Origin of the sequence: Gordonia sp. 852002-50395_SCH5434458, assembly GCF_001665905.1 — a bacterium.
GTDB classification, from domain to species: domain Bacteria; phylum Actinomycetota; class Actinomycetes; order Mycobacteriales; family Mycobacteriaceae; genus Gordonia; species Gordonia jacobaea.
Genome location: NZ_LZTC01000089.1, coordinates 24,585 through 44,812 on the forward strand (window position 1 = coordinate 24,585; position 20,228 = coordinate 44,812).

Annotated in this window: 12 protein-coding genes; 8 read left to right on the top strand and 4 right to left on the bottom strand. The window is 65.6% G+C overall.

What is annotated here, in order from left to right; genetic code table 11:
- The first annotated feature begins 74 nt into the window (after nt 1-74).
- The gene (locus A5785_RS18820; RefSeq protein WP_064868388.1) at nt 75-1,619 is read left to right on the top strand and encodes an adenylate/guanylate cyclase domain-containing protein; all 1,545 of its coding nucleotides are present in this window, start codon (nt 75-77) and stop codon (nt 1,617-1,619) included.
- Between the two features lie 141 nt (nt 1,620-1,760).
- On the opposite strand, the gene topA is transcribed toward A5785_RS18820, so the two are convergent.
- The 3 genes from topA to A5785_RS18835 form a co-directional block, all read right to left on the bottom strand.
- Nucleotides 1,761-4,823, bottom strand: coding sequence for a type I DNA topoisomerase (gene topA, locus A5785_RS18825; protein WP_064868391.1), 3,063 nt, complete (start codon nt 4,821-4,823; stop codon nt 1,761-1,763).
- Nucleotides 4,824-5,035: 212 nt separating this feature from the next.
- Complete coding sequence (locus A5785_RS18830) at nt 5,036-5,638, bottom strand: hypothetical protein (RefSeq protein ID WP_064868394.1); 603 nt, start codon at nt 5,636-5,638, stop codon at nt 5,036-5,038.
- Between the two features lie 174 nt (nt 5,639-5,812).
- The gene (locus A5785_RS18835) at nt 5,813-6,016 is read right to left on the bottom strand and encodes a cold-shock protein (RefSeq protein ID WP_005171662.1); all 204 of its coding nucleotides are present in this window, start codon (nt 6,014-6,016) and stop codon (nt 5,813-5,815) included.
- A 402-nt stretch (nt 6,017-6,418) separates the two neighbouring features.
- Here A5785_RS18835 and A5785_RS18840 point away from each other — a divergent pair, with 402 nt between their 5' ends.
- The 4 genes from A5785_RS18840 to A5785_RS18855 all read left to right on the top strand — a co-directional run bounded on the left by A5785_RS18840 (nt 6,419) and on the right by A5785_RS18855 (nt 14,915).
- Nucleotides 6,419-8,794 carry a DEAD/DEAH box helicase gene (locus A5785_RS18840; RefSeq protein WP_064868397.1) on the top strand — a complete coding sequence of 792 codons (2,376 nt, stop codon included), beginning with the start codon at nt 6,419-6,421 and terminating at the stop codon, nt 8,792-8,794.
- Between the two features lie 162 nt (nt 8,795-8,956).
- Nucleotides 8,957-10,531 (top strand): hypothetical protein, encoded by a 1,575-nt coding sequence (locus A5785_RS18845; protein ID WP_064868399.1) that lies wholly within the window; start codon nt 8,957-8,959, stop codon nt 10,529-10,531.
- A 252-nt stretch (nt 10,532-10,783) separates the two neighbouring features.
- On the top strand, nt 10,784-12,409 hold the full coding sequence (locus A5785_RS18850) for a hypothetical protein (RefSeq protein ID WP_064868418.1): 1,626 nt from the start codon (nt 10,784-10,786) through the stop codon (nt 12,407-12,409).
- Between the two features lie 187 nt (nt 12,410-12,596).
- Entirely contained in the window at nt 12,597-14,915 is a 2,319-nt protein-coding gene (locus tag A5785_RS18855) for a helix-turn-helix transcriptional regulator (RefSeq protein ID WP_064868402.1), read from the top strand.
- Here the strand turns inward: A5785_RS18855 and A5785_RS18860 are convergent.
- A complete protein-coding gene (locus tag A5785_RS18860) occupies nt 14,908-17,841 on the bottom strand; it encodes a helix-turn-helix transcriptional regulator (protein ID WP_231894355.1) in 2,934 nt (977 codons plus the stop codon). The two genes, A5785_RS18855 and A5785_RS18860, sit on opposite strands and share 8 nt — an antisense overlap.
- A 249-nt stretch (nt 17,842-18,090) precedes the next feature.
- On the opposite strand from A5785_RS18860, the gene A5785_RS18865 reads away from it, so the two are divergent.
- The 3 genes from A5785_RS18865 to A5785_RS18875 are packed head-to-tail and all read left to right on the top strand — an operon-like array spanning nt 18,091 to nt 20,226.
- Nucleotides 18,091-18,453: an ArsR/SmtB family transcription factor gene (locus A5785_RS18865; RefSeq protein ID WP_020173050.1), complete on the top strand. Its 363-nt coding sequence runs from the start codon at nt 18,091-18,093 to the stop codon at nt 18,451-18,453.
- Nucleotides 18,450-19,550 carry an ACR3 family arsenite efflux transporter gene (gene arsB, locus A5785_RS18870; protein ID WP_005193688.1) on the top strand — a complete coding sequence of 367 codons (1,101 nt, stop codon included), beginning with the start codon at nt 18,450-18,452 and terminating at the stop codon, nt 19,548-19,550. Before A5785_RS18865 ends, arsB begins: the two co-directional genes overlap by 4 nt.
- The gene (locus A5785_RS18875) at nt 19,543-20,226 is read left to right on the top strand and encodes an arsenate reductase ArsC (protein ID WP_006360545.1); all 684 of its coding nucleotides are present in this window, start codon (nt 19,543-19,545) and stop codon (nt 20,224-20,226) included. Before arsB ends, A5785_RS18875 begins: the two co-directional genes overlap by 8 nt.
- Nucleotides 20,227-20,228: the final 2 nt, after the last annotated feature.

Consider the following 20,228-nt stretch of genomic DNA (forward strand, 5'->3'; position numbering starts at 1 on the left):
TAATCCGCAGTTCGGACACCCCGGCTTGTGGATGAACGTTTAACAATTGCAAGCAGCCAGATACCGTAAAGGTCGTGGTTGAACGTCGATCCAGGCTGTCTTACGGCTTGCACCTGGCCAAATGGCTAGCGCGCACGCCGTGGCCGATCCTCGCCCTCGACCTGTTGCGCGCAAATCTCGTTGGCGCGCTGTTCACCTTCGCGTTTCTTCGCTTCGGTATGCCGTCGCAGGATTCGTTCCAGTTCAACGACATCACCGCACTCAATCAGGGCATTTTCCTTGCCTATCTCCTCCTGGCGATGATCGTGGGCGGCGCGCTGAGTATCAAGCTGTCGTTGCCGGTACTCGTGTGGCACCGACGTCGAACGCGACTCGACAACGACATGGCCCGCAAGCGGGCGCTGCGTCTACCGGTGACGTTGTCGCTGGTCAACCTGGGTCTGTGGCTCATCGGCGGTGTGCTGTTCACCGCGGTCAACCTGACCGTCTCACACAAGGATGCGTTCATCGTTGCCGTCGCCAGCGCGATCGGCGCCCTCGTGACCTGTGTGCTCAGCTTCCTGCAGTCCGAAAAGGTGCTGCGCCCCATCACCGTCGCAGCGATGGCCAACAACCCCGACGACGCGATCGCGCCGGGCGTGACCACACGCATCGCCGTCTTCTGGGTCATCAGCGTTGTCGCGCCGATGGTCGTGATCGTCGGCCTCATCTTGCTGCAACGCATTCACTTCATCGCGACCGACGCCACCGGGCTGCTGCGCCCCATTCTGTGGATGTGCCTGGCGTCGCTGGCGTTCAGTCTGCTGGCCATCGTGCGCGTCGTACGCGCCATCAACGACCCCATCAAACAACTCCGCGCTGCACAGACACGAGTGAGCGAAGGCGACCTGACCACTGCCGTCAAGATCTACGACGGCTCCGACCTCGGGCTTCTGCAGGCAGGCTTCAACGACATGGTCGCCGACCTGCGCGAGCGGCAGCAGCTACGCAACCTGTTCGGCAGGTACGTCGGCGAGGATGTCGCGCGCAAGGCCATCGAGACCGGGACAGAACTCGGCGGCGAGGAACGCTACGTCGGGGTGTTGTTCGTCGACATCGTCGGCTCGACGCGGCTGGCCGTGAATCGGCCACCGCGAGAGGTCGTCGACCTGCTGAACGAGTTCTTCCGAGTCGTGGTGGCCGTCGTCGGACGTCACGGCGGATTCGTGAACAAATTCCAGGGCGACGCCGCGCTCGCGATCTTCGGCGCACCGCTGAACCTCGACGACTTCGCCGGTCAGGCACTCGCCGCGGCGCGGGAGATGCGCCAGGAGTTGTACGAGACACTCGGCGACACCGACATCGGCATCGGCGTCTCCGCAGGCAAGGCCATCGCTGGCCACATCGGCTCGGAGCAGCGGCTGGAGTACACGGTGATCGGCGACCCGGTCAACGAGGCCGCGCGCCTCACCGAACTGGCCAAGGACGAACCGACCCGCGTGCTCGGCTCGGCCCGCGCGGTGTTCCTCGCCTCGAGCGAAGAGGCGAAGAACTGGGACATCGGCGAGGGCGTCGAGCTGCGCGGCCGCGGCATCGAGACGCTGCTCGCCCGCCCGCACCTGTCGCCGTACCGGCGCTAGGGGCGGTGGTTTCGACACGGCAGCTCGCTACGCTCGCGGCCTGCTCAACCAGCGGGTGTACCCGCTGATCGAGCTTGTCGAGATCACCCAGCGGGGTGCACCGCTGATCGAGCGCCCACCCGCTGATCGAGCTTGTCGAGATCACTCCTCGGCCGGCGGGGCGCTCTTCTTCGCGGCGGTCTTCTTCGCGGTCGTCTTCTTCGCAGCCGTGGTCTTCTTGGCCGCGGTCTTCTTCGCGGCCGTCTTGGTTGCGGTCTTCTTCGCGGGCGTCTTCTTCGCGGTGGCCTTCTTCTTCGTGGCCTTCTTCGCCGGGCCGCGGGCGCGGCGGTCGGCGAGGAGTTCCATCGCCCGCTCAGGAGTGATGGTCGCGACGTCGTCGCCCTTGCGCAGGCTGGCGTTGGTCTCGCCGTCGGTGACGTACGGGCCGAAGCGGCCGTCCTTGATCACCATCGGCTTGTCGCTGACCTCGTCGTTCTTCTCGAGATCGCGCAGCGGGGGTGCTGCGGCCTGCCGTCCCCGACGCTTGGGCTCGGAGTAGATCTTGAGCGCCTCGTCGAGCGTGATCCCGAAGATCTGGTCTTCGTTGGCCAGCGACCGCGAGTCCGTGCCCTTCTTCAGATACGGTCCGTAGCGGCCGTTCTGCGCGGTGATCTCGTCGCCGGATTCCGGGTCGGCGCCGACGACCCGCGGCAGTGAGAGCAGTTTGAGCGCGTCGTCGAGTGTGACCGTCGAGATGTCCATCGACTTGAACAGCGAACCCGTCCGCGGCTTGGGTCCCGCCTTCTTCGCGGCCTTCTTGGCAGTCTTCTTCGCGACCGTCTTGGTGGCCGTGCCACCGCCCGCGGGCACGTCGTCGAGCGGCACCACACCGCCCTCGCCACCATCACGAGGAGTAGGACCTGCGGGAATTGTGGACGGCGCAGCGCCGCCACCCGAACCGTCCTCGTCGTCGTCGGACGGCAGGATCTCGGTGACGTACGGTCCGAATCGTCCTTCCTTCGCGACGATCTCGTGTCCGCTGACCGGGTCAACGCCGAGCGAGCGTCCCTCCTGCGGCGTCGAGAACAGCTTCTCCGCGACCTCGAGCGTCAGCTCGTCGGGAGTCATATCGGCAGGCAGGTTGGCCCGCTGGAGATCCGGTTCCGCGTCGGGTGACGTCGCCACGTTGCGTTCGAGGTACGGCCCGAACCTGCCGACTCGGACGTACACCGGGCGGCCCTGCTCGTCGTCGAACAGCTTGATCGAGTTGACCTCGCGGGCGTCGATCTCCTCGAGATTCACGCCGACGAGCTTCTTCAATCCGCCGTGTTTGGCGATGTCGGAGCCTGCGATCTCCGGCACTTCGCCCTGATCACCGCTCGACGACTCGTCGGCCGCCTTGTCGCCGAAGTAGAACTCGGTCAGCCAGCGGGTGCGGTTCTCGTTGCCGTTGGCGATCTGGTCGAGGTCGTCCTCGAGCGACGCCGTGAAGTCGTAGTCGACGAGATTCTCGAAGTACGCCTCCATCAACCCGACGACAGCGAATGCGATCCACGACGGAACCAGCGCGCTGCCCTTCTTCACCACGTAACCGCGGTCCTGGATGGTCCCGATGATCGACGCATAGGTCGACGGTCTGCCGATGCCCAGCTCTTCGAGCACCTTGACCAGCGACGCCTCGGTGTAGCGCGCGGGCGGGTTGGTCGAGTGACCGTCGGCCTCGAGGTCGGTGGCCGTGAGGTGCTGGCCCTCGGTCAGCTGCGGCAGCCGTGTCTCGGCGTTGTCGGCCTGGCCGCCTGCCTGCTCGTCGACGGTCTCGACGTACGCCGACAGGAAGCCGGGGAACGTGATGGTCCGACCCGACGCCGCGAACGTGCAGCGCTCGCCGTTGCCGCCCTGCCCGCTCGCGGTGCCGGCGATACGCAGGCTCAGCGTGGTGCCGCGCGCGTCGGCCATCTGCGACGCGACGGTCCGCTGCCAGATCAGCTCGTACAACCGGAATTCGTCTGCTTCGAGCTGACCGGCAACCTGGCCGGGAGTCCGAAACGTCTCGCCCGACGGTCGGATCGCCTCGTGCGCCTCCTGAGCGTTCTTGACCTTGCGGGTGTATTGCCGGGGCGTGGCATGCACGAAGTCGGCGCCGTACAGATCGCGAGCCTGTGCTCGTGCGGCGTTGATCGCCGACTCGCTCAGCGTCGTCGAGTCGGTACGCATGTAGGTGATGTAGCCGTTTTCGTACAGGCGCTGCGCAATGCGCATCGTGCGATCGGAGGTGAAGCGCAGCTTGCGGCCCGCCTCCTGCTGCAGCGTCGAGGTCATGAACGGCGCATACGGCTTGCGCGTGTAGGGCTTTTCCTCGACCGAGGTGACCGTCATGTCGGCACCGTCGAGGGCTGTGGCCAGGGCCGTCGCCCGCTCCCGATCGAGTACGACGACGCCCTCGGCGCGCTTCAGGTTGCCGCGTGAGTCGAAATCGCGACCGGCAGCGACCCGCGCGTCGTCGACCGACACGAGCCGCGACGAGAAGGTGCGTGGGGTCGTCGACTCACCGGCGTCGAGCGTGGCGTCGACGTCCCAGTACTCGGCCGACACGAACGCCATGCGCTCGCGTTCACGTTCGACGATGATGCGCGTTGCCACCGACTGCACACGGCCCGCCGACAACTTCGGCATGACCTTCTTCCACAGCACGGGTGAGACCTCGTACCCGTAGAGGCGGTCGAGGATGCGTCGGGTCTCCTGCGCGTCGACGAGGTCGATGTCGAGGTCGCGCGGGTTCTCGGCCGCGGCGCGGATCGCAGGCTCGGTGATCTCGTGGAACACCATGCGCTTGACCGGGATCTTCGGCTTGAGCGTCTCGAGCAGATGCCAGGCGATCGCCTCACCCTCGCGGTCGCCGTCCGTCGCGAGATAGAGCTCGTCGACATCCTTCATTAACGACTTCAGTTCGGAGACCGTCGACTTCTTGTCTGCCGAGACCACGTACAGCGGCTCGAAGTTGTCGTCGACGTTGACACCGAGCCGCGCCCAGGGCTGGCCCTTGTACTTCGCCGGAACGTCGGCGGCACCCCGTGGCAGGTCACGAATGTGACCGCGCGAGGACTCCACGACGTAGTTGCCCCCCAGATACCCCGCGATCTTGCGCGCCTTGGTCGGCGACTCGACGATCACCAGTCGTCGGATCGCTTCTCCTTTTGCGGGTGCGGTGGTGCTGGTCTCGGCCAACGGGTGTCCTTCGGTTTGGACCCGCCCGCCGCGTGCCGGTTGGCCGGCGGGTGGGGTCTCGTCTCGTTTGAGGTTTGTACCTTATGTATAGCGCCATTTGCACATCGGAATTCACGATGGGCGGGTATCCACCACGCGATTCGACGACGCTGCCGACCATAACGCCAGGTCAACGCTGAATATGCCGAGCGCGAAACGATGTGTGTCGTTCGTCAGTCCCCGACGTCCGGCCAGTCCGCCTGCGCCCCCGCGATAAGAGGTGCCTCGCCGACGTACTCGCAGAGACGAGCGAGTCGACGACGACCCGAGATCCGTAGAGCGGGCGAATGGATTCGCGTGCCAACAAGGGTAGGTGCAATCCCGGTCCGCATCAGCGCAGTCGCGAGTTGCGCATGCGTATCCGGCGCATGTGGATCGAGTCCGAGCTGGTAGTGCCCGGCATCGGTCGAGCCCGCGGCGATCGTCCAGAGTCGCAGCGCACGCGGGCCGGGTACCCAGCCTGCGGGAACTGCCTTGACCGCGCCGCGCGACCAGGCTGCATGCAGAGTGTCGAGGAGCGGAGTGAGCGCGGTGCGTGCGAGCGGATTGCCCTCGTCGGACTCGGCGAGCTCGGTGTCGACACCGCAGGCCTTCATCTCCTCCACCACGGCTGACGCGCGCCATGGCGCCGACAGCACGATCGATACGCGCGTACCACCCGCGCCCGACCCGCTACCTGCGATGCGCGACGACTGTCCGTGCGCTGCGAGAAGACCACCGAGGTCGTCGAGCGACGGCTCGTCGAGTTCGGCGGAGAAGAACGCCAATTGGCCCACGCACCAGACAATACTGGTGCCTTGCCTACTGGGGCGTCGAACAGAGGGACGTCGAACGCCGCGGCTACGAGGTGGCCGGTCACGTGGCAGACGGGCGCTGACAGACGAACGCTCCCGCCCTCGAAAGAGGACGGGAGCGTTGCATCGATCAAGCTCGTCTGTTGAGCCGAAGTCTCAGACGGCGCGGACGCCCGTCGCCTGCGGACCCTTGGTGCCCTGTCCGACCTCGAACTCCACGCGCTGGTTCTCCTCGAGGGTACGGAAGCCGTTGCCCTGGATCTCCGAGTAGTGGACGAACACGTCGTCATTGCCCTCATCGGGAGCAATAAAGCCGAAGCCCTTCTCCGCGTTGAACCACTTCACAGTCCCCTGTGCCATTCCTGCAATCCTTTACATACATTCAAACTGTCCCGACACGCTGGTCACGTGTCGCGGCCGGTCGTACCGCCATACCTCGGAGAACGCCGATGGAAGAGTTCGTGGACGAACACCATTCGGCCTGACAACTTCAGTACCACGGCTGCAACCCGATCCCGCGCGATCACCGCAATCAGCGATGGCCGCCCGGGAGCTGCGGCCGAACTCAGTCAATCATGTTCGAGGCGACTTGGATAGTCGTCGCAATCACTCTGAGCCAAAAGCACCCGATTTTTCGACGTTCGAGACCGAAAGGTAACATCGTATGCAATGAAAACCGGCTGGCTCTAGGACATAATCACGCACTCGCACCGATTGGGGCCTCGCGAACCGAGATCGCCCGATCACCACGACATTTCGTCTATGCACCACTCCACGTTCGGCACCGAACTTCTTCGTCGCTCACTGGCCGGAACAGATCCGGACTCCAGTCCGGTAACCCATCTCTCGGTAATCGATTCCCGCTCAGCAACTTTCGCGCCCTGGCCGGAATGGATTTCGAGTGAGGTCCGCTCCGCTCTCGTCGATAGCGGAATCGAACGACCGTGGATTCATCAGACCGAGGCAGCCGACCACGCATTCGCAGGCCGACATGTATCGATTGCCACCGGAACTGCATCTGGCAAATCGTTGTCGTACCAAATGCCAATTCTGACGACGCTTCTCGCCGAACCACACTCGACCGCACTGTATCTCAGCCCGACTAAAGCCCTCGGCGCCGATCAACTCAAGGCACTCACGTCGATCATCTCCGGACGCCGCGACTTTTCTCACCTCCAACCGTGCGCGTACGACGGCGACACCGATTCCGAGATCCGACAGTGGGCTCGCGCACATTCACGGTGGATCTTCACCAATCCCGACATGCTGCACCTGGGGATACTCACCGGCGTCGCCACGCCTGGCACACACACCGGCGGCCCGTCGCGCGGCCAATGGCGACAGTTCTTCGCGCACCTGCGATACATCGTCGTCGACGAATGTCACCACTACCGTGGGGTGTTCGGGTCCAACACCGCGATGGTGCTGCGTCGACTGTTGCGTCTGGCACGTGCGTGCGGTTCGGAGCCGACGGTCATCGCGGCCAGTGCGACCGTCGCCGATCCCGCCGCCGCACTCGAACGACTCATCGGCGAACCCGCGGTCGGGGTCACACACGACGGATCGCCGCGAGGTGAGCGGACAGTCGCATTGTGGGAACCCGATTTCGTGCCGGGCGTGACCGGCGAGAACAATGCTCCGGTACGACGATCCGCAGATGCAGAGGCATCCCGCCTGCTTGCCGACTTCGTCGTCGAGGGCGCTCGCACACTGTGTTTCGGACGCAGCAGACGGGGCGTCGAGATCGCAGCACTGCGGGCTCGTGATCTGTTGTCGCACAGCACTCCTGACCTCGTCGACAAGGTGGCCGCCTATCGCGCAGGGTATCTCGCCGATGATCGTCGTCGACTCGAAGCCGCGATCTCCGACGGCAGGCTCGTCGGGGTGACGACCACCAACGCACTCGAACTCGGCGTCGACATCACCGGACTCGACGCGGTGATCATTGCGGGCTACCCGGGAACCATCGCCTCGTTCTGGCAGCAGGCGGGACGTGCTGGGCGCCAACGTGAATCAGGCGATGCGCTCGTCGTCCTGATCGCGCGTGACGACCCGCTCGACACGTATCTGGTCCACCATCCCGACGCGCTACTCGCCACGCCGGTCGAGGCGCCCGTGATCGATCCGACCAACCCGTACATCCTCGCGCCGCACCTGCTGTGTGCAGCCACCGAGTACCCGTTGGGGGACAACGAGATCGAGCGCTGGGGCGCGCGCGACGCCGTGCAGCAACTCGCCGCCGACGGTCTACTCCGCAAGCGCAAGGCGGGCTGGTATCCGGCCGCGGGCGTAGAACCCCACGGCGACATAGACATTCGCGGTGGAATCGGCGGGCAGGTCCTCATCGTCGATGCGACGACGTCGGAGCTGCTCGGGACCGTCGACGCCGGTCGCGCACCCGCCACGGTGCATCCCGGAGCGCTACACATTCACCAGGGCGAGAGCTATATCGTCGACGAACTCGACCTCGACGAGGGACTCGCGCTGGCTCATCCCGAGGAGCCGGACTGGACGACGTCGGCGCGTGAGACCACGGACGTGTCGGTGACGTCCGTCGTTTCGTCGAACACCTACGGACCGCTGTCGGTGGCGTTCGTCGAAGTCGACGTCAGCCATCAGGTCGTCGGATATCTGCGGTCGCTTCCGTCTGGCGAGGTTCTCGACGCCGTCGAACTCGACATGCCGCGTCAGACCCTGCACACGCGCGCGGTCATGTACACGCTGACGCCGGAGTCGCTGTCCGACGTGGGTATCGACGCCACGCGCCTGCCGGGTGCCCTGCACGCCGCGGAGCATGCGGCGATAGGCATGCTGCCCCTCGTCGCGACGTGCGACCGATGGGACATCGGAGGGCTCTCGACCAACCTGCACCCCGACACCGGACTTCCGACCGTCTTCGTCTACGACGGCTATCTCGGCGGCGCGGGTTTCGCCGAGCGTGGGTACGCGCAGTTCGCGACGTGGATCGCGGCGACCGCGGACGCCATCTCCGAATGCGGGTGCGAGCTGGGATGTCCGTCGTGCGTGCAGTCACCGAAATGCGGCAACGGTAATGAACCGCTCGACAAAGCGGGAGCCCTGAGCGTGCTGCGATCTATCACACACCTGCTGCGGGATATGACCCACCTCGCAAGCTGAGTCATTTGTCCACGGCGTTGCGACGATTCGTCCCTTTTGTCGATCCGGCATGCACAGTCATCGGCGGTGAGCGCCGGCGAGTGGCGACGGCGTCCACCTGCGGGGTCCACCTGGCGACCCCGACTACTCACGACTGCTCGCCACCGGTTTCTAGGAGTGACAATGATGAACGCTGCCGTTCGCCCACGGGCGAGCATGATGGCCCTCGCCGGGTTCTCCGTGGCGAGTGCCGCGGTGATCGGGGCCGTCCCGTCGATGAGCCAGGCAGCCACGTATGCCGCAGCGATGCCAACGGCCGTGACGCAGGACGCCGCTGTTGCGGCCGCCGCAGCGCTGGCGACGCCACTTGCCGGAACACCTTCTGCAGCAACACCCTCTGCCGGAACACCTTCCGCTACCGATACCGACCCGCTGGCGATCTACCAGCAGGTGCTCACCAAGGCACAGGCTGCCATCGAGAAGCTGAAGAAGACGGCGTCGAAGACCGAGTACCCGATCCTCAACCAGCTGCTGGCGAACCAGACCGCGCTGGTCAACGGCATCATCAACGGGGCCGTCGCCGGTGAGTGGAAAGAGGGCAAGGCCGCCGACTTCTCGCCGATCTGGACCCAGATCCAGGCCGCACTCGACGGCTTGGACTCCGCGGGCATCGAAGCCAACGTCACCGCGGCACTCTCTGATCAGCTCCCCAAGCTGCTCGAAGCCGTCTCGACGTCGCTCTCGTCCGGCGACATCGAAGGCGCGATGAACAACCTGCTGCTCGCCGTGGTCACGCCGGTGTATTCCGTGATCAAGCCGACCAAGGCAGGCGGCGGAGTGGTCCCGACGCTCGTCAAGCTGCTCAACGTTCCGCTGAACGCCGGCCTCATCGCCGCGGGTGCGATCCCGAACGCCGACATCGCCGCCGCCATCTCGACACCGATCAGCAACGCCATCAAGGTGAACAACGTGATCGGCTCCGACTTCGCCTACATCGGGATGGGGATCATCAGCCCGGTCGCAGGCGGGATCGGCGGCTTCGGTCGCGGCGTGCAGAACGTGATCGACGCCCTGGGCACCAACGATCTCGAAGGCGCACTGACAGCACTCGTCCAGGCGCCTGCCATCACGCTCGACGGCTTCCTGCACGGCGGCTACGGACCGAGCGTCGGCGGACTGGTGGGCTTCAACGGAGTGCGCGTTGTCAGCGGCGGTTTGCTCGGAGGCGTGCTGCAGCTCTCCGGCACGGACGCCGACGGCACTCCCGCCATCGTCCTTCCGGGTACGGGATGGGTGCTCCAGCGCGTTCAGGAGGACATTCGCAAGGCCATCACGCCGAAGCCCCCGAAGAAGACCGTGAGCGCCGACATGGCCACGCTGGTCGCGGCTCAGACCGACTCGACCGTGACTGCTTCCGACGCGGCTGCGACCGCTTCCGATGCGGCTGCTTCGGATGCGGCTGCGCCGACGGCAACGGTTGCCGATTCCACAGAGGCACCCGCGCAGTCTTCCGGCGATAAGTCGGGCAGCGTCGAATCATCCGGCACGGCAGACGTTTCGGAGTCCGCTACCGACTCGACGTCGAGCAGCGCGGGTTCGAGCAGCACGGGTTCGAGCTCTGCGGGTTCGAAGGGAACCGGCTCGGCTGCCGACGCTGATACTGATGCCGACGCGGCAGACACCACGGAGTCTGCAGACTCCGCAACGTCGAAGTCCGAATCCGCCTCTGCAGGGAGCTCAGCGTCGAGCGAAAGCTAACGCTCTGATCCGACACACCACTCACGACGCCTCGGCGCCCGCGGATACTTACTCCGCGGGCGTCGAGCGCATTTGTGCGTCGTGTTCCGCGTCACAAGCTGAGTCACGCGGCTACCGGCTTGCGCGTATCCCGTCATTTTGCTGTGCGAACGAGGCACCCTCGACGACGGCGCGTCGGGTGGTGGTGCGCGCCGCAATCGGGTCGCTCGGGGGCGGACGAGGTTCTGGTGCCGCCACTGACAAGGAGTGACCATGAAGAACGCTGTCGTTCGCCCGGGGGTGGGCGCGTTGGCCCTCACCGGAATGTCCATCGCGAGCGCCGCAGTGATCGCAGCCGTCCCGGCGATGAGTCAGGCCGCGACGGTGGCCGCAACCGAGGGGGCAGCCTCGACGACGCAACTCGTCGCGGACACCGCAACCGTCGGCGCACATGCGTTGACCACCCTGGCCGCCGATGCCGACCCGACGCAGATCTACGCGGACGCGATCGAGCGGGCGCTCGCGAATATCAAAACGCTGCAAGCCAATTCGCCCGACAAAGCGCTGCCGATACTGAGCCAGGTGTTGGAGAACCAGCTCAATCTCGTCAAGGGCGTCGCCGACGGCGCTGCAAACGGCGAGTGGAAGGCGGGCACCAGCCCTGATTTCGCCGCGCTGTGGAAGCAGGCGTCCGAGGCCGCCGCCGGCGTCGGCCCAGGACTCTCGGGCGCGGTCAACGACGTTGCCGACGCACTGCGCAACGATGTTCCGCAGTTGCTCGCCGCGGTCACCGCCGCCCTGAAGGCGGGCGACATCGAGTCGGCGATGAACAACATCCTGCTGGTCGCCGTCGCGCCGATCTACGCGGCAATCAATCCGTCCACCGGATCAGTGATGCCCGCACTGATGAAGATCCTCGACGTGCCGCTCGACGCCGGTCTGGCGCTCGCCGGAGCGATCCCGAACGATCGGATCAGCGCTGCGCTGTCGGAGCCGTTCGCTGCGGGTAAGCGCCTGGTCTATCAGGTGCCGGACGTCGTACTCTTCGCCGGAATGGGCATCATCAGTCCGCTGGCCGGTGGCCTCGGGGCGGTCGGGCATGCTGTCCAGACCGTGGTCGACGGCGTTGAAGCCGGTGATATCGGCCAGGTCGCGACCGCGCTGATGCAAGCGCCGGGTGTCATGCTCGACGGCCTCATCAATGGCGGCTATGGCCCGAGCGTCGGCAACATCATCGGTCTCGGTGACTTCCCCGTCATCAATGGTGGTCTGCTGCACCCCGCGCTCGACAGCAGCTTCGACGAGGACGGTCAGCTCAACATCCTCCTGCCGGGCACGCTCGGCGCCCTGCAGCACATCGTGACGTCAATCGCGACTGCGCTGGCTCCGCTACCTCCGAAGACGTCGTACACCGTCGATGCGTCGTCAGTCGCGAGCGCGCCGATTGTCAGGGCTGCGACGCCGGTAGCGTCCGAAGCCCAGGACGCAACGGCCGCAACGGATCTCGCGGAGTCCGCTACCTCGTCGGAATCCACGGACTCCGGTTCGTCCGACGCCGGTGTGGTCACGCCGAGCGAGAGCGTCACGGGGTCAGGTGCCACGGGTGATGGTGTGACGGGGTCGGGCGGCGCCTCTGCACCTGCCACCGCCGGCAACGACACGGCCGGAGCGACCGACGACTCCACCGCAGCCGACCCCGGCACGACGAACGGCACCGACACTGCCGGCAAGGGATCTGCGGGCACTGGTTCTGCCGACGCCGGTTCTGCCGAAGCCGGAGGAGCCGCGAGTTCCGACGCCACCGCCTCGGCCGACTCCGACGCCACGTCGTCACCGTCGTCGGCTTCGAGCAGCAACGCGTCGAACGCGTCGTCGACGAGCGGCTCCGCCTCGAAGTAGCAGCTCCACGAACAACGCGGCGCCCATGACCACCACGGTCGTGGGCGTCGCTGTGTTCTGCCACCGTGCAAGGCCGGACGTGCCGACTCCTGCTTCCGGCAACCCGGACATCTGGGCGCCCCCGGGGTGAGCTACATTGTTGCTTGTACTTGCAAGTAACTTAGCTCACAGGGGAGGTCACCGGGCGGTGGTGTCACACACCCTGACGGCGCGCGACCGGCTTCTTGCATCACTGAGCTCATTCGTCTCGTCGCCGACTGACCATTCGATTGCGCTGGTCGGCGCACCGGGCACCGGGCGCACAGCACTGCTGGCCGCGGCCGAACGTATGGCGTCGGACGCCGGGTACCGACTCGCGCGGCTGAACACCCGCGCCGGCTCCGAGTCAGTCCTGACCGAACTGGCCGCCCACCTCCGCGAATCCGACACATCAGAGCCTCACTCGGACACAGACGCGGACGATGATGCCACCGATCTGCGACAGACGCTGCTCAGCCTTGCGCGTCGGCCTCGATCTCACTCGCTACTCATCGGACTCGACGACGCCGACCAGCTCGACGACTCTGCCGCACAGACACTCTCGTTCCTGTGCCGACGCCTGGCCGGCAGCCGGGTCAAGCTCGTCACCACCTGCGTGCCGGGTGTCGCAGGTCTACCCAGTCATGCGGTCGACGTCGCGCTCGCGGTCCATCCGCTCGACGTGTCGTCGTCCGATCACTTTCTGCGCCTACACTTTCCGAGCCTTGATTCCGCTGATCGTCGTCGCATCACGCTTCGCGGAGACGGCCGCCCCCGCGAACTGGTCCGCGCAGGCTATCTCGCCATCGCGTCGACCGAGTCAGCACTTCCCGAGAGCGATTCCGCAACAGTCGGACTGGACTACGACGACGTCGCAGATCTTCTGCAACGTTCTGCGGCGCAGGCACTTCGGCACGGCGACTCCCACACTGCCGCCGACAATTTCAGACTCAGCGCCGCCCGCACGACAGACCCGCCCGCCAAGGCTCGACGACTAGCGGCGGCGTCGGCTCTGGTCTCTGCTGTGAGCGCCGATATCCCAACCGCCAGCGCACTTCTCGATGACGCATTGAGCACCGACGCCACAGCGACGCATTCGCTCGAAGCCGTCGTTGCGCGCTCGTACCTGTCGGCGAAGGCGCCGGAGTCGATCCGCGAGGCACAGCGAACCTTCGCGCGGGCGATTCGCGCACAGCCGTCGATTCCGGGCGACCGCATCCTCGACGACGCACTCTGGTCGCACTACCAGCTGTGCCATCTCGACGACCGGCCGGAGCACTGGTCAGAATTCACCGCCCTGGTCGCCCAGCACGCGGCGACAGCGCCGGAATGGGCACTGATTGCGGCGCAGACACTTTCGCCCGACCGCGCATCGCATGCGCACCTCGATACTCGGCTCGACCGACTGATCGACACCCTGCAACACTCAGCCGACAGCGCAGATGTAGTGCGCAGCGCTTTTGTCGCAACCTCGCGCAGCAGCAGCTACTGGTGGCGGGCAGCGTTGCATCGCGTGTGGAGCGACCCTCGCTCGTCGGTCACCTCGTCGGTGTGTGCCGCATGGATGCTCGGCTCGCACTATCTCGGTGCGGGACGCTGGGACGAGGCACAGCGGATTCTCGACGGCGGGATTGCCCTGTGCCGCGAGTCGGGACTGCAACTCTACGCACAGGCTTATCTCGTCAGTGCACGAAAACTGTTGTCGGCGTATCGCGGGGAGCTGCTCTCGACATCGACCGCATCCCTCGCAGTACCCGAGTGGATATCCAAGGGGGTCGGCGTCACGCGACACCATGGCCACCTCCAGGCGGTCACAGCTCTCGGCGCAGGTAATCCGCGGAGCGCGCTACGCATCTTCCGCGCCTCCAAAGATGGGCCCGCCGACGTCATCACTCGCGGCGACCGCGCCATCATCGACCTCGCCGAGGCCGCCTCCGAATGCGAATCACGTTCGGCAACAGAGTCGGTGGCGCAGGCGTTGACCGCAGTCGGTCCAGGGCCCGATCTCCGGCTCGCTTTCCTGCGTGCGGGTTCGTACGCGATCGTCACCGACGATGTCGAGGCATATCGCTCTGCGATCGCAACGCCCGGCGCCGACCGATGGCCGTTCGACGTCGCGCGAGTGCGCTTACACTTCGGGCGTCGGTTGCGCATGAACGGCCTCGGTCGCGCCGCGAGAGAGGAACTCTACCAAGCTCTCTCGACGTTCACCGTGCTCGGCGCCGACCACTGGTCTGCACGAACCGCCGATGAACTACGGTTGCTCGGCGAGTCGGTCACCACCTTCACACCGCCACGTAGATCCCCACAGATTTCCGCCACGGCAAATCGTATCGCCGAGATGGCCGTATCCGTAATGTCGAACCGTGCCATCGCAGCTCGGATGGGCATTGCACCGAGCACGGTCGGAAGCCATCTTTCGCACGTATACCGCACCGTCGGAGTCAGATCCCGTACGGCACTGCGTGATTGCGCCCTCTTCACCTGACCAGTCGGCCGGCGGGGCTGCCGGTCCTCGGCTTCGATACTGCGAGCACGTCTCGCAGTTCGACCCGCGATGTCACTCCCAGCTTCGCGTAGATCCGATACAGATGATTGCCGACGGTCCGATGAGAGATGTCGAGTCGTTCTGCGACAGTCTTGTTCGTGAGTCCGGCCGCGGCCATCTCAGCGATGCGCCGCTCGTAGGCGGTCAGCTCCGAGTCTGCGGCCGCCACGTTGCGTGTCGGTGCCGTGGCGTCGAGTTCCGCCTCGGCACGCGCGGCCCACGGCGTCGCACCGAGTTCGACGAACGTCGACAATGCTGCTCGCAGTTGCCTCCTGGCAGCGACGAGTTCCTGGTTACGTCGCAGTTCCATCCCGTAGGTGTACTGGATACGCGCGTACTCGAAGACCCACTGGTCGGCTCCGGGTAGCGCCAGCGCCTCCTCGAACAGTCGGCCCGAATCGTCGCCGCTGATCATGGCCCGGCACGCCAGCGCAATCAGGTCCAGCCGCGAAGAGATTCGACCGATCTGAGCTTCTTCGATGGCGGCGACATGCGCCCGCGCGTCGTCGTCACGACCGGTGCGAGTCGCCGATCGGACGAGATCGAGCGCAATCATTCCCGACATCGACACGTAGGGTCCGAGCCGACCGACCGGACTGACCGCCGTTGCATGTATGTACACCGAACCGACGTCCCCTCGCCCACCGGCGACCAACGTCCACAGGTGTTCGGCGAACCGGATGAGCACGAATGCACGACGCGGGATCGCCCAGGCACGCATGCGCGCCGCGAGTTGCTCCACCAGGTCGACCTCGCCACGAACCGCGGCCACCATACCGAGCAGGTAGTCGGCGAGCCAGCCGAGGTGATCGTGGCCGTCGACGCCGCAGACCGCCTTGGCCTGTCGTGCCAATTCGGTTGTGGTGGACCAATTACCACGGTGGAACGCGTCCTGCGCCAGCAGCAGCATCGCCCACACCGCCGCGATCGACGGCCTGCTCGTCACGTCGCGGCAGGTGTCGATGCCGTCGATCAGCTCATCGAGTACCGCACGACATTCGTCGATCCGGTCGAATGTCGCAGCCATCTCGGCGACCTCGCCGATCCACAACGGAGATTGATCGACCGACAATCCGGCGATCAGCGCGTCCAGAGTGGTCCGCTGCACGGCTGACAGCGTCGACGGCCCCCTCCAGAGTGCCGCCACAAGTCCGAGCGCAGACGACGCCTCGGGCGCCACCTCGTCGACGACCCGCCGATAACCGTCCCACAACTCCGCCCGCCCACCGAGCCAACACAACTCGCGCAGCGCCTCGACGGCCTCGAGAACCACCGGATCGTCGGAGTCGTGCGGCGCAGTGCGTTCGAACGCATCCATCAGCATTCGATACGCCGTGTCGACATCGCCGTCGTCGTCGATGACGATGACAGCCGACGCGGCGAGTGCGTCGGTGATCGAATTCTCGAAATGCCGCTGCCCTGTCTGCATTCCGACGAACATCTGTGCCGCCACTTCACGATCGACGCGCGCGGCAACCTGCGTTGCGCGAGCCAGTCGCCGGTGACGCTCACCGCGGTCACCGGTCAGCTCAACGGCTCGCTGAAGTCGGTCCAGCCCCGAACGCCACTCGCCGGTGCACAGGTCGGCCTCCGCGGCCACTTCGAGCCGAGCTGCCAGCGCGTCGTCGAATCTGGTTCTTCCCGTGGACAAGTCGGATTCGGACAAGTCGGATTCGATCCCGGCTGAGATGTACGTAACCCGAGCCAACGATCGATACGTCGCCGAGCGCTCGTCATCGGTTGCCGTGCTCATCAGCGCCGAGCCGAAGAGCGCTCGGGTGAAGCGGATTCGTTGCGGCTCCGCGGGGGTGGCCTCGCCGTCGAAGACGCTCACTTCGACGACCCCCGCGTCCAGCGCGGGAGTGACGACGTCCGAGTATGTGCGACTGCCGAGGGCCGCGAGAAGATCGTTGACCGGAATGTCGGGGGCCAACGCGTGCATCAAGAGCAGGCGCCGCGTCACACCGGGAAGCTCCGGCATGTTGGGAAAGAGTCTGTCTCGCAGCACAGTTGACATTGGAAGTACCGGCGGCAACGCCGCCGAGCCGTCGAGGTGGTCGTGCCGCAGCTCGGCGGGCACCGCGCGCAGCGCGAGTGGATTGCCTTCGGCAAGTGCCAATATGCGGCGCTGGACCTCGAGTGCCATGTTCGGGTGGGCCAGAGAGAGGAGTTTCGACGCGGCGTCGTCGACGAGTGGCACGACGTCGATGACCGTGCACGAGCCGAGCCCGCACTGCGTGTGCGCCGGAGCGGTTGCCACCACCGCCACACGTGGCAGCCGCGCCATCACGAGTGCGTCGAGCACGTCCTTCGAGCTCTGGTCCGCGTGTTGGAGATCATCGACGACGATGACGACCGGTGCGCGAGTAGACATCTCGGCAACAAGGGAGACAACAGCATCCGCCAGCGCTGGTGGCGTTGGCATTTCCCCAGCCTCCAGTCCGAGCGCGAGGCGCAGCGTCGAGACATGCTGCGATGCAACAGTTGTCGACCCATCGCCGAGATGCAGCAGAAGCACCTGCAGAAGCGCGTTGGGGAGGGACTGTTCAAAGGCGACCGCGCGCCCGAGCAACACCGCGGCCCCGGCCCGGCCTGCACCGTCCGCCGCGGCAGTCACCAGTGCCGTCTTGCCGACGCCCGGTTCGCCGCGCACCAGCACGACTCCCGAGTGGCCTGCGATTACGGAGTCGATGACAGCGCCTATTTCACGTTGTTCACGTTCGCGACCGAGCAACGTCCCGCGACGCACGTGCCCTGAAGGTTGTGCGTCCTCAGGTTGTGCGTCCTCAGGTTGTGCGTCGTCAGGTTGTGCATCGTCAGGTTGTGCGTCGTCGTCGGACCGCTCCGCGACACATTCGGCCGACACCCGATCATCTCCCGTAGGCAACACGCCGCGGACATACGCCCCGTAGGCAGCACTGCCCGCAGCAAATTCAATAGGCGAGAGCGGACCGGACAGGCACTCCCCGCAGAGCGCCCGACCGCTGGTCAGCAGTTTATCGCGGGGTCGCTGAGCCAGAGCCCGCGGGCGTGGATCTCAATGCGGGAACGCAAGTGCGCTCCCGGGTATCGGAGGGCCTTGTCCCGTTGAATCGATGTATGTCAATATTGACGGGTGTCGAATAAGAACTTGCTTCTCTTGCCAGGCCGCGGCCTGAGTGGTGACGAGACCGGAGCGGTTACCCCGCTGCTGAAGGCGCTCGCGGATCCGGTTCGGCTGCGGTTGCTGTCGGAGGTTGCCGCGCATCCGGGAGGTGAGGCGTGCGTGTGCGACATCTCCGGGCCGTTCGAGCTGTCGCAGCCGACGATCTCGCATCATCTCAAGGTGCTGCGTCAGGCGGGTCTGGTGACGAGCGAACGCCGCGCGACCTGGGTGTACTACCGTGTGAACACCGAAGCACTGCAACAACTGTCGGTCCTGCTGGGCGATCTCGCCATGGTTGTGGGGGAAACTCGTTCGTGCGAGGCCGACCAGTGACCACCACCGACACCGCGGTCGCGGCGAAGTTGTCGATGCTCGACCGGTTCCTGCCGGTGTGGATCGGCGCAGCAATGGTCGCGGGCCTGATGCTGGGCCGCACCGTTCCCGGCCTGGGTGACGCCCTGGCGGCCGTGGAGATCGACGGCATCTCGCTGCCAATCGCTCTCGGACTGCTGATCATGATGTATCCGGTGCTGGCCAAGGTGCGCTACGACCGACTCGACTCGGTCACTGGCGATCGTCGCCTGCTCCTGGGATCGCTCCTGCTGAACTGGATCGTCGGACCCGCGTTGATGTTCGCGCTGGCCTGGCTTCTGCTCCCGGACCTACCGGAATACCGGACCGGACTGATCATCGTCGGTCTGGCGCGCTGTATCGCGATGGTCATCATCTGGAACGACCTGGCGTGCGGCGACCGCGAGGCGGCTGCCGTCCTCGTCGCACTGAACTCGGTGTTCCAGGTGATCATGTTCGCCGTGCTGGGCTGGTTCTACCTTTCGGTGCTACCCGGATGGCTCGGCCTGGAACAGACGACCATCGACACCTCGCCGTGGCAGATCGCGAAGTCGGTGCTGATCTTCCTCGGAATCCCGTTGATCGCCGGCTATCTCACCCGCCGCATCGGCGAACGGGCCAGAGGCCGCGAATGGTACGAATCCTCGTTCCTCCCGCGATTGGGGCCGTGGGCCCTCTACGGTCTGCTGTTCACCATCGTCATCCTGTTCGCCTTGCAGGGGGAGCAGATCACCTCTCACCCGTGGGACGTCGTGCGGATCGCGCTGCCGCTGCTGATCTACTTCGCGGTGATGTGGGGTGGCGGATTCGTCCTCGGCGCCGCGATGGGGCTGGGTTACGCACGGACCACCACGCTGGCGTTCACCGCCGCCGGCAACAACTTCGAACTCGCCATCGCCGTCGCGATCGCGACCTATGGTGCGACCTCCGGCCAGGCTCTCGCCGGGGTCATCGGGCCACTGATCGAGGTCCCGGTTCTCGTCGCGCTGGTCTATGTGTCCCTGGCGTTGCGGAAACGCTTCACAACTCCCACTGCTTCTAGCCTAGATGTGTCGAAGGAGCCTGCTCGCGATGTCTGAGAATGCGTTGGACGAACACCTACGTCGCGGTGAACACCGCGAGCAGCCCGAACTGTTGATGCCTCATACCGTGTTGGCCCGTACCGCCGCCGACTTGGCCGCCAAGTACGAAGGGGTGGTGTCTCGCCAGACGGTAGAACGCTGTGTCTTCGAGTCCTACACCGTGTTACGGCGTACCTCCCGGGTGCATACGCATCTGACGACCTTGGCGGGCCGGTTCGCGGCTGATCGGTTACGCGCCCTCGCCCAGGCTGAGGGCGCGGTGCCCAAGGATGTGCCCGAGGTTCTCTTCATCTGCGTGCAGAACGCCGGCCGCTCGCAGATGGCCGCAGGATTGTTGACCCATCACGCCGCTGGGCGGGTACACGTGCGCTCAGCCGGGTCAACACCCGCGCACTCGATCAACCCGACCGTCGTCGAAGCAATGAGCGAGATCGGCGTCGACTTGGGTACGCAGTACCCCAAACCGCTAACCGACGATGTGGTCGCCGCCGCCGACGTGGTCGTAGCGATGGGTTGCGGCGACGCGTGTCCGATCTATCCCGGTAAGCGGTATCTCGATTGGACGGTCTCCGATCCTGAAGGCCGTCCACTAGGCGAGGTTCGCGCCATCCGCGATGACCTTGATGCCCGGGTTCGCGAGCTCCTTGCCGAGCTCACGGCCGACCGTGTGTGACT

Bases quoted from the DNA above. Each gene is read 5' to 3' on its own strand.
- A5785_RS18845 (WP_064868399.1), top strand. From the start codon at position 8,957: ATGATGAACGCTGCCGTTCGCCCACGGGCGAGCATGATGGCCCTCGCC.
- A5785_RS18875 (WP_006360545.1), top strand. From the start codon at position 19,543: ATGTCTGAGAATGCGTTGGACGAACACCTACGTCGCGGTGAACACCGC.
- A5785_RS18850 (WP_064868418.1), top strand. From the start codon at position 10,784: ATGAAGAACGCTGTCGTTCGCCCGGGGGTGGGCGCGTTGGCCCTCACC.
- A5785_RS18835 (WP_005171662.1), bottom strand. From the start codon at position 6,016: ATGGCACAGGGGACTGTGAAGTGGTTCAACGCGGAGAAGGGCTTCGGC.
- A5785_RS18840 (WP_064868397.1), top strand. From the start codon at position 6,419: ATGCACCACTCCACGTTCGGCACCGAACTTCTTCGTCGCTCACTGGCC.